This is a genomic window from Bacillus thuringiensis (genome assembly GCF_022095615.2).
GTDB classification, from domain to species: Bacteria; Bacillota; Bacilli; order Bacillales; family Bacillaceae_G; genus Bacillus_A; species Bacillus_A cereus_AG.
This window is the reverse complement of the sequence record NZ_CP155559.1, coordinates 806,463-820,878: the sequence shown is the minus strand read 5'-3', so window position 1 is coordinate 820,878 and position 14,416 is coordinate 806,463. Positions and strand designations below refer to the sequence as shown.

Below are 14,416 nucleotides of genomic sequence, written 5' to 3'. Positions count from 1 at the left end.
CCCCTATTCATTCGCATTTTATTTGTCACATTTTTATTTGACAAAATATTCTGAATTATAATAAAATTAATCCAGCAATTTTAAAAACTACATACCATAACTGTACCTCCATTTACGTACATACTCTTTTCTAGTGGGCTCATACTATATTCGCAGTTATGGAAATGAAAAAACGGGGGGAGAGTCCAAAGTGAAGTCATTATTACGAAAAAAACCGCTTAGTACTGAATCACCACGGCAGTTAGATAGAACATTAACGGCACTCGATTTAACATTTTTAGGAATTGGCGCCGTAATTGGAACAGGTATTTTTGTATTAACAGGTATTGTCGCAGCAAAACATTCTGGTCCTGGTATTATGCTATCATTCCTTATTGCTGCATTTACTTGTGCTTGTGTAGCCTTTTGTTATGCCGAATTTGCTTCTTCTATTCCTGTCTCAGGAAGTGTGTATACTTACGCATACATGACAGTCGGAGAAGTCGTCGCCTTCATCGTCGGCTGGTGTTTAATGCTCGAATATTTACTTGCAGTCGCAGCAGTAGCTGTCGGTTGGTCTGGTTATTTACAATCTTTACTACAAGGATTTAACATCCATCTGCCCGCCATAATCGCCTCGGCACCTGGTGTAGGAAAAGGCGGCCTTATCGATTTACCGGCTGTTTGTATTTTACTACTCATTACGGGGCTTTTAAGTTTTGGCATACGCGAAAGCGCACGCATTAATAACATTATGGTTCTTATCAAGTTAGCTGTTATTATCGCCTTTATCGTAGCAGGCGCAAAATATGTAAAACCTGAAAATTGGACACCGTTCATTCCGTTCGGATACGACGGTATCATTACTGGAGCTGCCACTGTATTCTTCGCCTTCTTAGGATTTGATGCAATCGCAACCGCTGCAGAAGAAACGAAAAAACCACAGCGCGATTTACCAATTGGCATTATCGGTTCTCTTCTTATTTGTACTGTTTTATACATGATTGTATCTTTCGTTTTAACAGGTATGGTTCCATATACACAATTAGATGTTTCTGATCCAGTTGCGTTTGCCTTACATTTCGTTGGCGAAGATACAATTGCAGGACTACTCGCTGTTGGGGCGATGACTGGAATGACAACCGTTCTCCTAGTCGTTATGTACGGACAAGTTCGCGTTTCTTATGCGATGAGCCGCGATGGACTACTTCCAAAAGCGCTAGCACGTGTAAATAAAAGAGTAAAAGTCCCTTTATTAAACACATGGATCACTGGTGTTGTTGCTGCTTTATTAGCAGGACTTCTAGACCTACATCTACTAGCTAATTTAGTAAACATCGGTACGCTAACAGCCTTTACATTCGTTTGCTGCGCGGTACTTATTTTACGAAAAACACACCCTGACTTAAAACGCGGATTCCGCACACCTTTCGTACCTGCATTACCAGTTGTCGCGATTCTTTGCTGTTTATATTTAATGATTAATTTGTCTAAAACGACATGGATTAGCTTTATAGCTTGGCTTATGGTTGGCTTATGTTTCTATTTCTTCTACTCTAGAAAACATAGTCATTTAGCTACTGAAAAAACAAGTGATGCAGAGAAAAAAGCATAACAAAATAGCTCGCCGATAAAACGGCGAGCTATTTTGTTATATTATTATATTTTTTCGTTAACGATTGTAAAATGAAAAATATGCCGATGCAAGCTGTAAACGATGCCCAATTCCCTATTGGTGTAGAATATTTAAAAACGCCAATACCTACAAGCAATAGGAAAATAATCACCTGATATATAAGCTTCCACTTTTGCATATATTCCCTCCTTTACTTCGTTCCCTTCTTTTTCTTCCATGCATTTAAACTGTCAAAGAAGAAATTAATAAATAACGTGCCTAAACCCGCTAATAAAAACGTCATTAAAAATAAAACCCATATACTTTTTTCTTTTAAGAAATAATATCCTACAAGGAGCACAACCGCGATCCATACATATTCAAGAATTCTTTTTAGCTTTTTCTCTTCCAAATTATTCGCTCCCTCATTCTATACTATTTTTAGTATAACAAAAAAGAAGCCTATCATGATAAGCTTCTTTTCTTCTCTCTTATTTGTTTATGCTTTTTTCAACGAGTGAAATCGCATATTCCATCGTACGATTCATCGTTTCTACTTGTGCATCTTTTACTTTCGCATCTTTTAACACAGATTCTGCCACTGTAATTTTTTGACTCAATGATTTCACTGAACCGTCCGTTACATTTGTAGATTGCGCTTTTTTCACTACTGCTTTTGCAGATTCAATATTGATTTGTAATTTTTCTTTCGGTGTTTTCGGTTGTTCTACTACTTTAGATTGTATAAATGTCACATTAGCTGTTTTTAATTCGTTATACGCTTGAACGATTTTCTCTCCAGTACTTCCTACATTTTCAAATGCTTGCTTTGCATTATTATAGCTTTTCTCTAATTCTTGAAATGCTTCCTTTGAATATTGACCTGGCTTATCACCAAACTCATACGTACCAGCTAACACTTCTTTTACTTTTCCAAGCTCTTCATATAAAGCATTTACTTCTTCTAACTTTGTACGGTTAGAAAACTCATTATATGCTGCTAATACTTCTGAAGAACTTAACGCTTTACTATATAATTTCGCAAGCGCAATTTGTCCATTTAACGGAATACCACCATTCCCATTGCTATCTGGATCTGCACCAAGTGCAAATGGTACGTTCGGGTGATATACTTTCCCTGTAGCTGGCTGGCTATTTACTTTTTTACCATCTACGTAAATGGCTACTTCACTTCCATTATACGTTCCAGTTAAGTGGTACGTTTTATTTGCCTCTAATTGAACGCCAACACGCTTATAGCTACCGCCAATATGAGCCCATAATTCAACATATCCACTTCCTGTAGATTCAAAGCCAATTCCGCCGCTCTCTGTATTTTGTAAAATACCTTGCCCACGGATTTCATTCATTGAAAATACAGTTTCTAACGTAAACGTGTTTGCTACTTTCTCTTTTTGTGCTGCTGAAAACGGAAGAAATCCAAATGTATTTGCTTTTCCGTTTAGCTTCATAACATTCTTTTTCAATGCTTTATCATATTCAATAGTCACATTGCCTTTAACATCACCTTTTGTACCAAATGATGAATTGTCTTTAAATGTACCATCTGCAAAGTTCACATCAAAAACATCCGCCTTTGGTACTTTCACATTCGGGTCAATATTATCTTTTTTCGTAGTAATTTCTGCCGTTAATGGTTGTACACTTTCATTGCCGAATGAATCAATTGCAACGACTTCCAGTGTATATGTTTTCCCACCATCTAATCCGGCAAGTGTAAATGTCAGCTCTTTTGGTACTGGATCACGATAAAACTCTGAGAATGCCAACAATTTATTCTTTATTTCTCCCGTTTGCTTATCTCTCGCTTGTACACGGTAAGAATGAACAAGAAGGTTGTCCAACGCTTGCTGGAATGTTACTGTTACTGCATTTTCTGTTACATTGGATACAGCAAGCTTTGCATCTTTTGCAAAGTATGGTTTTTCTTTATCACGATCTTCTACATGTGTAAAAGTTTCTTTCTTTGATGGCAACTGGATTTTCCACGGTTCGCCTGTCCAAGAATTCGTATGGAAATCACGGCGATTAATCGTTACTTCTTTATCATCTACTTCTACTAATAAACCTTGGCTTAATGTACTAGCTCCTGGCGGGATATTTCCTTGTACTTTACCACCTTCAACTTCCATATAGCTTACAGAAGATGTACCAACTGATGTAAAGTCTTTTTGATGAATCGATCTTGGATCATCTAACGGATAATGTGAATGACCTGAAAACGTAATAACCTGTGGGTATTGTTTTAATACCTCATTAATTTTCGCACTATCTTTCGTTCCCCATTCTTGGCTACCGTATACTGTATCTTTAATATGTTGGTGTAAAAATACGAAAATTGGTTTTTCTGGATCATCTTTTTGCGCTTTTGCCATCTCTTCTTTTAACCAATTAATTTGCTTGTCTGAATAATATCCATGAGTTGTCCCATCCTCTGGAGACATTACAAGGAAGTGATACCCTTTCACCACTTTATGATAGTAAATCGATTCCATACCTGTTTTTTCTAAGAATCGTTTCTGTGCTCCTTCTACAGATAAACCATTCCAATAATCATGGTTACCAAGAGAGTTCATTCGCACGGCATCTTTATTTGCATTTTCATTATATACTTGCATGAAACGATCATATTGTTGTACCGATCCTGAATCAGTAAAATCTCCCACAATTACGAACGCATCTTGTTTAGGTGCAAGTGTATTAAGTTGCTCGATTGCTCGTTTCCAGCGAAACGTATCATCCGTTCCACTATTTTTAATATGTACATCACTTACAACTGGAAAAACTATCTTCTTTTCACTTGGTGCCTTTTCTTGCTTCTTCTCTTCCGCTTTGACTGATGTACTCCACGGAAATGATACGAATGCTAATACAAAAACCATGAATAATCCAATAAGGCCTTTTACTTTTCGTAAAGCAGTTCTGTCCACGTGAATCCTCCTCATATAATAAATTAATTACAATGCTTATTGTACTGAACACATATTAACTTCGTATAAATTACAAATAAAATTTATTTCACTTTTGTAAATATACAGTCAATTTTCCGTGACATCCAACATTACTTGTATTATCTTATACAACCACCTTTTGTCTAACAGACTCTTATTCATTATTATGAGTTGGAAGCCTATTAAACAAACTTTCATAAATTTTTTTCCTCTTTCTTAACACAACTATCGTTTTGCAACATTTAATAGTAATAAAAAAGAAACTATGAAGGGAGGAGCTATTAATGGCTTGTAAAAAAAATATCGGCTGCTATGCCCCTTTATCTATCATTTGCCCTCCCTATGATCCACCTAATCCCCCAAACCCACCATCTTGTGAATTAGTCAACAATGAATTCGCTGGTAATTTTTTTATAACAAAAGAAATTCCACCGCCTTCTGAAAGTTCTACATTAATCTTATGGGAAGGAGATGGTGTACTTAAAATATCGGGTACCATTTCTGTGTATAATAGTACTAGTAGTACTGAAGCGGTTACGGTTCAAATTATTGGACAGGTGACAAATACTTTTACTGTCTATCCTGGCAACACAATGTCATATACAGGCCAATCATTACAATCTGTGAAAATTATTAATATTTCCAATAACCCAACTCGGTATATAGAAGGAAAATATTGTTGTCAATTCTCATTTTGCCTATAAAATTATTTATGACCTCAACTTACAAACTATATAAAAAAGCATACCATTACGGTATGCTTTTTCTTATGAAATTGGATAACGTACCGTTAGACATAATTGTCCTTGGCTTACTCCCGTTCCTGTCGTTACGATTTGAATTGTAGTAAAGTACCTTACTGTAAAGGATCCACTACTTTGTGGTTGTACAGTAATTGTATTCACCACTGTCGCTCCTACTAAAAAATTCACGGTAATTGGAGCTGTACCTACATCATATTTCACATAACCTGATGCATATAAATCTTGCGTAATATTATTCGTATACACCGTTTCGGTTACCGCACCAGTAGCGGACCAATCTATACATACTTGATCTTGTACAAGCGTATTATTGGAGCAACAAGATAAACTAGAATTTCCCATTTTAGCCCTCTCCTATTCTTCTATGAAAGTGGATAACGCGTCGTGATACAGAACTCACCTTGATATGTCCCAGCTGTTGCAGCTGGTAAAGTTACCTCAATTGTTTCAAAACGGCGATACGTAAAAGCAATACTTGTTCCCGGATTTAAAGTTTGGGTATCAAGTGTATTCCCAGCTGAATCAAGAACCGTTAACGTTATCGCTGCTGGCCCGACATCATATCGAACAAACCCTGTTCCAATTACGTTTTGATTAATATTATTGTTGTACAGTACATTCGTAATAGCAGTCGCTACTACAGTTCCTGACCATGGGCTACACACTTTATCTTGCACATAATTTTTATCTGGACAACACGTTAATGCCACCCCTGAGCACTCACAAGACATAGAAAATTCCCCTCTCTCTTACTTATTCCCTATATGTGTATGTCCCTTAGAGTCTTTTGCCTGTACTATTCATCTATTTTCAAAAAATATGCAAATTCCAGTACCAATGACTAGATAGATTCCGATTTGTTTCTTTTTTTCATATATTTATAGACAAAGATACTAGCCACGATAAGAATAATGCCTCCTACTATAGGTAGCATATATTGCCCAACAACATCCGCCGCTTTTGCCCAATGCGGACCTAATTTCATCCCAAAATAAATATACAAAGTCGTTAACGGGAACATTGCTACAAATGTATATATGCTAAATTTCCATATGTTCATTTTCGCCATACCACATGGAACAGAAATAAGCGTTCGAACTCCCGGTACAAAGCGTCCAACAAACGCTACAACTGGCCCATATTTCTCAAAGAAATCATCTGCTTTTTGAATTTGTTCTTCTTTAATAAAGAAGTATTTCCCGTATTTTATTAATAGAGGACGACCACCGTAATAACCGAGGGCATATAACGTTAAAGGTCCTGTCGTTCCACCAAGTGTTCCAGCTAATACAGCTAGCCAAAAATTCATATCACCCTCGTATACCCAATATCCAACCATGGGCAAAACTACTTCTGCTGGAATAAATTCAAACGTTAAAGCTAACACAACTCCAAAATAAGAAAACTGCTTTAAAAACTCGATTATATCTAAAATCATTTGCTCCATATTTTTAACTCCTATCCTACGTTTACGTTATGCTTTTCTTGTAATTGAACTGGCGCCATTTTTACAATTCGATTTAAAATAAATAACACAATTCCAATATCATCTAAAATACCGATGAACGGTAAGAAGTCTGGAATGAAATCGAGCGGCATCGCTACATAACCAACTAAAAAAGCAATAGATAAGATTTTCTTCTTTATTGAAACCTCTTTTGAAGTAAAAAAGTCAAATAGGAATGGAACGAAACGGCGGACATGAAATACAACTCTTAATCTACTAATAAGTTTTTTCATTTTTATTTCTCCTCTCTTTGTATACAAAAAGGACCCTACCAAGTATGGTAAGGGTCCTAAAAAAGACAAGAAGGGGCCTTTACCATTGCTGGTAAAGGTCTCACTAACAACGAAACGTTGCCAATAAAGCCGAGGGTTTCTCCCTGTAATGACGACTTTACTGTAATAAGTTACTCCCCTTTATATACACAATTTTATACAATCACATTAAAATATTTGCCTAAGCTTGTCAATATTTTTTTCATTCGACATCCATATTATTACATTGCAAAAGGCTCTCTTCCCTGTTCTCTATGGAAAGGAATTGGAGTATATAACCATCCGGATCATGAAATATTATTCTAGCTTCTTCACCATGGCGCTCTTCTACAAATGATATTTGATAAAACGTTAACTTTTTCTTTAACCGCTCGATATTTGTAGTTTTTAACAATAATTCTTTCACTGATGAGGTAACAGTTTCTTGATACTCTCCCAATCCCCTATTTACAACAAAACAAATTCTCGTTGAACCGATATCATACCACACCCCTGTTACACGTATTTGTGGCCTCTCCTTGCTCGGTTTAAACCCTAGAATTCCTTCATAAAAATATAATGTTTCCTTTAAGTTTTTAGATTCTAAGACAATACATGTTGTAACACTTTCCATCCGCACTCCCCCTACCCCTCTTAGTTTTCTATATGAGTCATAATTTGCAATTATGTACGAATACAATACGTAGTGATGAATATTTCATTTATAAAGGAGGCTTGTAACATGGATGAATTTATGAAATCTTACATACCTTATCATGGCCCAAACGACCCTTGCCCTCCAATTGGAAAGAAATATTACTCAACTCCCCCCCACCTATTTATGGGATTTCAACCACCTAACTTACCCCAATTCCCACCTAAAGAGGCTTTAAGAAAAGGGACTTTATGGCCTGCTTTTTATGATTTTTATGAAAATCCTCACAAAAAAGGACGGTGAATAAAAACGTGACACAAACATTGCCTGATGAATATTACAAATGGATTGAAGAACTACAAGAACTAGACTTTGTATTAGTTGAACTTACCCTCTATTTAGATACGCACCCCAACGATACTACAGCTATAAATCAATTCAACGATTTCTCCTATAAACGAAGAGTATTACAACAAAAAATCGAAGAAAAATACGGGCCACTTCAGCAGTTTGGAAATAGTTATTCTAATGCTCCATGGGAATGGAGCAAAGGACCGTGGCCATGGCAAATATAAAGGAGAGAAACTATGTGGATTTATGAAAAGAAATTACAATATCCAGTTAAAGTGAGTACTTGTAATCCAGCACTCGCCAAATTATTAGTTGAACAGTATGGCGGTGCGGACGGCGAACTGGCTGCTGCTCTTCGCTACTTAAATCAGCGTTATACAATTCCTGACAAAGTTGTCGGCTTACTAACCGACATTGGTACAGAAGAATTCGCACATTTAGAAATGATTGCGACAATGATTTATAAATTAACAAAAGATGCAACGCCAGAGCAAATGAAGGCTGCTGGATTGGACGCACAGTACGCTAATCATGATAGTGCTTTATTTTACCATAATGCAGGTGGCGTTCCTTTTACTGCTACTTATATTCAAGCAAAAGGAGACCCTATCGCAGATTTATATGAAGATATTGCTGCCGAAGAAAAAGCAAGAGCAACTTATCAATGGCTAATTGATTTATCAGACGATCCCGACATAAATGATAGCTTGCGATTCTTACGCGAACGAGAAATTGTCCATTCACAACGTTTCCGAGAAGCTGTTGAAATTTTAAAAGAAGAACGCGATCGAAAAATTTATTTTTAACACACGTATCCTAGCGATATGTGTTTTTTTTACGTTAAAAGTTAAATCCTTCCTATTAAAGATATAAATAGTATATTTATTCGATTTAATGTATTATTTTTTAATATTTTCAAAATTCCCTATTGCTTTCTAGTCATCAGACCTTTAAAATAGTAACAGTTACTCGACAAATTATTTGAATTTTCGACAAAAACACTCATTAGGAGGATTTTCTTTATATGCGTACAACTTTAAAACCAGCGCAAATACTTTCGATTAGTTTATTACTATTCGCAGTTTTCTTCGGTGCTGGTAATATGATTTTCCCGCCCCTTCTCGGTCTTTCTTCCGGAGAAAACATGTGGATTTCCATTACAGGATTTATTATTACAGACGTCGGTTTATCTTTACTTGCTATCGTCGCTGTTGCCCTTGCCGGTGGTAGTTTCAACACTTTAGCAAGCCGTGTTCATCCAAAATTTGCAGCAGTATTCGCTATCATTATTTATCTTTCAATCGGCCCACTATTTGTTATTCCACGAACTGGATCTGTATCTTACGAAATTGGGATTGCACCACTTTTCCCAGACCAATGGTACTCTATGTTAGTTTTTAGTGCGATTTTCTTTACAGTCGTCTACTTCTTATCATTAAATCCATCAAAATTAGTAGATCATATCGGAAAAATATTAACGCCCATTTTACTTGGAATTATTGCAATTATGGCAACAAAAGCGATTCTTTCACCAGGAACGTTCACAGAACCTGTTGGTGACTATAAAGAAATTCCATTTTTCAAAGGATTTCTTGAAGGGTTCTTAACGTTAGATGCAATTGGTGCTCTCGTATTATCAACAATTGTTGTAAATGCAATTCGCCAAAACGGTATACAAGAGAAAAAATCGATTGCAAAATATACAATTATTTGCGGAAGCATTGCAGCCCTATTCTTAACAATTGTTTATTTCCTACTCGGTTATATCGGCGCTTCAAACGGCAACTTGGGACAATTCGAAAACGGTGGTCAACTATTAGCTACTGTTATGTACCATTTCTTTGGGACAAGCGGTAATGTTTTATTAAGTATCGCCATTATAGCCGCTTGTTTAACGACAGCAATTGGTGTTGTAAGTGCATTCGCCAACTATTTCGCAACAGTACTAACAAATGTTTCATATAAGAAGCTCGTACTATACGTTTGTCTTTTTAGCTTCGTGATTTCAAACTTAGGATTAAGTTTATTAATCAAAATTACATTACCTGTATTAATTATTTTATATCCAATTACGATCATTTTAATTTTCGTATCATTTATCGATAAATATACGAAACGTAAACCTTCTGTCTATATCGGAGCAATGATCGCAGCATTCCTTATTAGCTGTATTCATGCACTTGATAATGTGGAAATGATACCAAGTTTTATTGCTAATATCGTACACACCATTCCTTTTTATAACTTAGGAATTGGCTGGATTATCCCGGCGATCATCGGTGGTATAATTGGATACTTTATTCCGCAAACAGAAGCTGAAGGTGAAGTTTCTACAAAATAAAGAAAAGAAGCAAGCATGAAATACATGCTTGCTTCTTTTTATCTTCTATCATTAAATACAGTATTTGTGTACGAACGAACCGTTAACATATAGTAACCAAAGTAGATCATGATATATACTCCTATACTACCGAGTAAAGGAAGACTATATTCAAACATTCCCGCAAAGCCCATCAAACTTAAAAACGCAAAGAATGTATGACATATCGCAAGCAATAATGGAGCTAAGAAAATCGCTCCTACCTGCTTTCTTACAGTCTCCGTCGCTTCTTTTTTTGTTAGTCCCATTTTCTTTAACATTCCGTATGTTGGTCGCTCTGCCATCGCTTCTGTTATTTGTTTAAAGTATAAAATACAACCTGTTGCAAGGATAAAGACGATCCCTAAAAATACACTTGCAAATAATAACACTGCACCATCTTGCAATTCAGATTGATTCGTCTTCTCAAATGATTGGAATTTCGCTTCTTTCGGAATAATAGCTCCTATTTTTTCTGTTAGCTCTCCACTACCGTTTCCTTCAACGATAAATCCACTTACCTTTGAAACGATATTTCCTTGCTGCAACTTATTAAATAAAGAATCTTGAACAACAAGTCCAATTGGCGCAAGTTTTGCACTAACAATTGTTTCCTCACGATGATTTACAATTGTTACGTCACTCCCGATTCCTTTTAAAGACACGTTATTTCCATCAAGCGAATTTTTTTCGATATTATATGACTTATAAGGATCCAATAAAACAACTTCCTTTTCAGAACCGAGGACAGCTTTCTTATTTCCTAACATAGAAGCTGATTTATTATAATCCGACTCTTTTATAATTTGTACATTACCGTCACTTATTAAATACCCTGTTAACATACTCGAACCATCCATATTTACTTGCACTGAAAACAAATCTACCTTTGTTTCACCCTTGATGACTCCCGCATGTTTTTGAATCTCTTCTTTAACCTTCTTATCTAATTCATTCCCAGTTGTTACATACTCATAACTAACCGGATTCATAAGTGCAGCCGTTTTCTTCGCTCCATAATACATACTAGAACTCATACCAATTGTGCATAACGTTACCGCACTTAATAAAGATAATAACGCAAGCATCTTTACATTTCCTTTTATTCTAAAGAACAATGAAGAAATTGATAAAATGTTCGTTCCATTCCAATATTTCTTCTTATCTTCTTTTACTTTATGCAGTGATTTCACAGTATACTGCTCAAATAATAAAAACGTACCTTTTACAATTAATCCAAAAATAACTAATCCTGTAAGAAGCAACATCACTACTCCAAAAATCAAAGTAGAAAATGCCACCATATATCCTGCGCAAAGTAATACAATTGCACTTTTCGCTTTCTTACTTGAATAAGTAGGCGCCTCTTCTTTCTGGTTTTCACCGTACAATAATTCAACTAAACGATGATCATAAATTAACTTTTTACTTTTCCATGATGCAATAAAGAAAATTGCACCTATCGTTATAAGAACTTCTACGATAGATGAAAATGAAACTGTAAATGTAAAAGTAAACGCACTTCCCATTAACTTCACAAGAAGCCCCGCGCACATATTCGCTATAAATAAACCAGAAAGAATACCTAACACACTTGCCGCAGCCCCAACCAATAATGTTTCATAAAAGAGTAATTTCGCAATTTCTTCTTTACGAATACCTAATAAATTGTATAGCGCAATTTCTTTTTTCTTCTTTCGTAAAAAGAAACTATTACAATAAAAAATAAATATCGTCAAAAAGATAATCAACAATATTTGTGCAAACGTAAATGTCGTTTCCACCTTATCCGATTCTTTTAAAAGAGCTACTACACTTTCATTTCGTTTAATCGATACGAATGTAAAATAAATAATAATGCTGCCTACTAATGAAATAAAGTATAGAAAATAATCTTTCACATTTCGTTTTATACTACGTTTTGATACTTCAAAAAAATCCATCGTATACCTTCACCCGCTCTCGCATTTCTCTATACATGAGTGTATACGAAAAAAGATGTTCTCCCTATCGATTTTCATTACAGCTCCCTTACGTTATTGTAATATAGCAAACTAAAAAAGAACCTAGTTTCCTAGGTTCTTCACATCGTATGTTTAAACGTAAACAGCTCTTCTTTTGACTGCACAGCAGGTTGTTCCTCTTCTACAACGTCCTTCTTCATCTCTCCCCCTAACCTTACTTTCATCATCGCCTCTTCTATACTTTTTACAATCATATTTCCTGAAAAAATAGTAAGTCCAAAAAATGTAATGGGAACGAGAGGAATCCATGGATGCACTGTTAATGACCTAAAGTATACTCCAATTAAACCTGACCATTCATGCGTATAAGATTCCACCTCTTTTATTTGTCCACCAAACATTACAGTCCCACCAAAGAACACTTCAAGTAATCCTAAGTGCAGTAAAATAGTAAGAGTCTGCGTAAACTGCTGAAGAAATACGAGTATAAACGGCATATAGAGATGCGGAAAAATATGTTTTATAACAATATGTCTTCTCGATCCACCTAATATGCGCGCGGCATCAACAAATTCTTCCGTTCGCAATTTACGAACTTCCTTCGCCACATACAGTGCAATAACTGGCATTACAAGCAGTACAAGTAATACCACTTGAAACGAAGCCCTTTCAAAAAAGGTTGTTGTCTCCTCTCCGCTTCCAAATGCATTTGCAGATTGAAGAAAAAAATACGCAATCATAACTGTCGGAATAACTGTAAAACTATCAAAGAAAGCCTCAATTTTTGAAAATCCTCTTTTTATATACGTTCCGAGTACGACACCGAAAAACACACCTATTACCATTCTAAGTGCCGCAATTAAAATAGATATACCAATCGTCCACTTCGCGCCCTCAATGACTAAATGTAACAGGTCATACCCTTTCCGGTCTGTCCCGAGTAAAAATTGTAATGAAGGTGGAAACGGTGGCACTTGTGGATTTTCATCCGCATCATATTGCAATGTAACTTGTCTAATATGTCCATCATTCCATAACGTATTTCCGATGCTCAAAAGAACTAATAGGAGAAGAAACCCAATGCTTATCCAAAATCTTTTATCACGTTTTATATACGTCCACATATTATAATCGCTCCTTCATCGCAGCCGGAATGAGATAATGAAACAATTTAAATAAAATAAAAATCGGAATATATATAAGAAGCACACTAACGATGAAAACCTCAACTCTAATACCGAAATACGATTTCAAAAACATAAAAATACCACCCGTATTAAAAATCCATTCTATAATATATAAATTAGATAACATAAAAAAGATATTCGTTTTCGCAAAGAATAATGTACTAAGCAACACATTTCGTAAAATATGACGATTTAAAATATGAAAGCGCCCCAGCCCTTTCGCCTTAGCAAATAGTACATAATCTTTTTCTAGTTCATTTTCAAAACGAAGCACTACCATTTTTACAAACATAATCGTAGTCGGGATGCTCAAACACAATATTGGCAACCCCCTAATCGACTCGCCTCCAATTGAAGCAATTTGAAAAGGTAAAAAACCTGTTTGTTTAAAAAAACATACAACTAAAATTTGTGATACTAAAATAAGAAGGATATCTGGAATGGATTCTAGGAAGATAAGAAATGATTTAATTCGATGTTGTATACGCGGTGAACTACTCATAATTACATAAACAATACAAAATGCTACAAATAATGAAATAAAAAAAGCAGCTAAAAAAATAATAATCGTTTCTTTATAATGGACGAACAGCTGCGGAAATAAAAATTTACCTCTCACATATTGCAAATTGGAAATATCCATTAAGTTCACAAACACTTCTTTTAAACTCTGTATGTACCTTGATGCATGCAGCTCAAATCCATAAAATAATTTCGGCAGTGCCCCTAAACAAATAATACCCAAAATCGAAATAAGAAATTGAACCGTCACTTCCATCCCATTCAGAAAAACTTTTTTGACCACGTTTTCC

17 protein-coding genes are annotated in these 14,416 nt (G+C 35.5%); 6 read left to right on the top strand and 11 right to left on the bottom strand.

Going from position 1 to position 14,416, the window contains the following annotated elements:
* Positions 1-190 precede the first annotated feature (190 nt).
* On the top strand, positions 191-1,594 hold the full coding sequence (locus KZZ19_RS04225) for an amino acid permease (RefSeq protein WP_237982141.1): 1,404 nt from the start codon (positions 191-193) through the stop codon (positions 1,592-1,594).
* Between the two features lie 28 nt (positions 1,595-1,622).
* On the opposite strand, the gene KZZ19_RS04220 is transcribed toward KZZ19_RS04225, so the two are convergent.
* The 3 genes from KZZ19_RS04220 to KZZ19_RS04210 form a co-directional block, all read right to left on the bottom strand.
* Positions 1,623-1,793 (bottom strand): hypothetical protein, encoded by a 171-nt coding sequence (locus KZZ19_RS04220; protein WP_237982142.1) that lies wholly within the window; start codon positions 1,791-1,793, stop codon positions 1,623-1,625.
* Positions 1,794-1,805: 12 nt separating this feature from the next.
* Positions 1,806-2,006: a hypothetical protein gene (locus KZZ19_RS04215; RefSeq protein WP_237982143.1), complete on the bottom strand. Its 201-nt coding sequence runs from the start codon at positions 2,004-2,006 to the stop codon at positions 1,806-1,808.
* Positions 2,007-2,085: 79 nt separating this feature from the next.
* Positions 2,086-4,545 (bottom strand): LamG-like jellyroll fold domain-containing protein, encoded by a 2,460-nt coding sequence (locus KZZ19_RS04210; RefSeq protein ID WP_237982144.1) that lies wholly within the window; start codon positions 4,543-4,545, stop codon positions 2,086-2,088.
* Positions 4,546-4,850: 305 nt separating this feature from the next.
* Between KZZ19_RS04210 and KZZ19_RS04205 the strand changes: the two genes are divergently transcribed.
* Positions 4,851-5,270 carry an S-Ena type endospore appendage gene (locus tag KZZ19_RS04205; protein WP_088095270.1) on the top strand — a complete coding sequence of 140 codons (420 nt, stop codon included), beginning with the start codon at positions 4,851-4,853 and terminating at the stop codon, positions 5,268-5,270.
* Positions 5,271-5,333: 63 nt separating this feature from the next.
* On the opposite strand, the gene KZZ19_RS04200 is transcribed toward KZZ19_RS04205, so the two are convergent.
* The 5 genes from KZZ19_RS04200 to KZZ19_RS04180 form a co-directional block, all read right to left on the bottom strand.
* Positions 5,334-5,672 carry a DUF3992 domain-containing protein gene (locus KZZ19_RS04200; protein WP_000528442.1) on the bottom strand — a complete coding sequence of 113 codons (339 nt, stop codon included), beginning with the start codon at positions 5,670-5,672 and terminating at the stop codon, positions 5,334-5,336.
* A 20-nt stretch (positions 5,673-5,692) separates the two neighbouring features.
* The gene (locus tag KZZ19_RS04195) at positions 5,693-6,061 is read right to left on the bottom strand and encodes a DUF3992 domain-containing protein (protein WP_237982145.1); all 369 of its coding nucleotides are present in this window, start codon (positions 6,059-6,061) and stop codon (positions 5,693-5,695) included.
* Positions 6,062-6,171: 110 nt separating this feature from the next.
* Positions 6,172-6,777 carry a DedA family protein gene (locus KZZ19_RS04190; protein WP_237982146.1) on the bottom strand — a complete coding sequence of 202 codons (606 nt, stop codon included), beginning with the start codon at positions 6,775-6,777 and terminating at the stop codon, positions 6,172-6,174.
* Positions 6,778-6,788: 11 nt separating this feature from the next.
* Positions 6,789-7,070: a YkvA family protein gene (locus KZZ19_RS04185; RefSeq protein ID WP_071711316.1), complete on the bottom strand. Its 282-nt coding sequence runs from the start codon at positions 7,068-7,070 to the stop codon at positions 6,789-6,791.
* Between the two features lie 241 nt (positions 7,071-7,311).
* Positions 7,312-7,722 carry a VOC family protein gene (locus KZZ19_RS04180; protein WP_237982147.1) on the bottom strand — a complete coding sequence of 137 codons (411 nt, stop codon included), beginning with the start codon at positions 7,720-7,722 and terminating at the stop codon, positions 7,312-7,314.
* A 108-nt stretch (positions 7,723-7,830) separates the two neighbouring features.
* Between KZZ19_RS04180 and KZZ19_RS04175 the strand changes: the two genes are divergently transcribed.
* The 4 genes from KZZ19_RS04175 to brnQ2 all read left to right on the top strand — a co-directional run bounded on the left by KZZ19_RS04175 (position 7,831) and on the right by brnQ2 (position 10,435).
* Positions 7,831-8,046, top strand: a complete 216-nt coding sequence (locus KZZ19_RS04175) for a spore coat associated protein CotJA (protein WP_237982148.1) — start codon at positions 7,831-7,833, stop codon at positions 8,044-8,046.
* Positions 8,047-8,054: 8 nt separating this feature from the next.
* On the top strand, positions 8,055-8,318 hold the full coding sequence (locus KZZ19_RS04170; RefSeq protein WP_237982149.1) for a spore coat protein CotJB: 264 nt from the start codon (positions 8,055-8,057) through the stop codon (positions 8,316-8,318).
* Positions 8,319-8,330: 12 nt separating this feature from the next.
* Entirely contained in the window at positions 8,331-8,900 is a 570-nt protein-coding gene (gene cotJC / locus KZZ19_RS04165; RefSeq protein WP_002170510.1) for a spore coat protein CotJC, read from the top strand.
* A gap of 218 nt (positions 8,901-9,118) precedes the next feature.
* Positions 9,119-10,435 carry a branched-chain amino acid transport system II carrier protein BrnQ2 gene (gene brnQ2 / locus KZZ19_RS04160; RefSeq protein WP_237982150.1) on the top strand — a complete coding sequence of 439 codons (1,317 nt, stop codon included), beginning with the start codon at positions 9,119-9,121 and terminating at the stop codon, positions 10,433-10,435.
* A 38-nt stretch (positions 10,436-10,473) separates the two neighbouring features.
* Here brnQ2 and KZZ19_RS04155 read toward each other — a convergent pair whose 3' ends face one another.
* From KZZ19_RS04155 to KZZ19_RS04145, 3 genes are all read right to left on the bottom strand, one after another.
* Positions 10,474-12,396, bottom strand: a complete 1,923-nt coding sequence (locus KZZ19_RS04155) for an FtsX-like permease family protein (RefSeq protein WP_237982151.1) — start codon at positions 12,394-12,396, stop codon at positions 10,474-10,476.
* Positions 12,397-12,536: 140 nt separating this feature from the next.
* Positions 12,537-13,541, bottom strand: coding sequence for an ABC transporter permease (locus KZZ19_RS04150; RefSeq protein WP_237982152.1), 1,005 nt, complete (start codon positions 13,539-13,541; stop codon positions 12,537-12,539).
* 1 nt (position 13,542) lies between these two features.
* Positions 13,543-14,409: an ABC transporter permease subunit gene (locus KZZ19_RS04145; RefSeq protein ID WP_237982153.1), complete on the bottom strand. Its 867-nt coding sequence runs from the start codon at positions 14,407-14,409 to the stop codon at positions 13,543-13,545.
* Between the last annotated feature and the right edge of the window lie 7 nt (positions 14,410-14,416).

Bases quoted from the DNA above. Each gene is read 5' to 3' on its own strand.
- KZZ19_RS04220 (WP_237982142.1), bottom strand. From the start codon at position 1,793: ATGCAAAAGTGGAAGCTTATATATCAGGTGATTATTTTCCTATTGCTT.
- KZZ19_RS04205 (WP_088095270.1), top strand. From the start codon at position 4,851: ATGGCTTGTAAAAAAAATATCGGCTGCTATGCCCCTTTATCTATCATT.
- KZZ19_RS04200 (WP_000528442.1), bottom strand. From the start codon at position 5,672: ATGGGAAATTCTAGTTTATCTTGTTGCTCCAATAATACGCTTGTACAA.
- KZZ19_RS04195 (WP_237982145.1), bottom strand. From the start codon at position 6,061: ATGTCTTGTGAGTGCTCAGGGGTGGCATTAACGTGTTGTCCAGATAAA.
- KZZ19_RS04190 (WP_237982146.1), bottom strand. From the start codon at position 6,777: ATGGAGCAAATGATTTTAGATATAATCGAGTTTTTAAAGCAGTTTTCT.
- KZZ19_RS04185 (WP_071711316.1), bottom strand. From the start codon at position 7,070: ATGAAAAAACTTATTAGTAGATTAAGAGTTGTATTTCATGTCCGCCGT.
- KZZ19_RS04180 (WP_237982147.1), bottom strand. From the start codon at position 7,722: ATGGAAAGTGTTACAACATGTATTGTCTTAGAATCTAAAAACTTAAAG.
- KZZ19_RS04175 (WP_237982148.1), top strand. From the start codon at position 7,831: ATGGATGAATTTATGAAATCTTACATACCTTATCATGGCCCAAACGAC.
- cotJC (WP_002170510.1), top strand. From the start codon at position 8,331: ATGTGGATTTATGAAAAGAAATTACAATATCCAGTTAAAGTGAGTACT.
- brnQ2 (WP_237982150.1), top strand. From the start codon at position 9,119: ATGCGTACAACTTTAAAACCAGCGCAAATACTTTCGATTAGTTTATTA.
- KZZ19_RS04155 (WP_237982151.1), bottom strand. From the start codon at position 12,396: ATGGATTTTTTTGAAGTATCAAAACGTAGTATAAAACGAAATGTGAAA.
- KZZ19_RS04150 (WP_237982152.1), bottom strand. From the start codon at position 13,541: ATGTGGACGTATATAAAACGTGATAAAAGATTTTGGATAAGCATTGGG.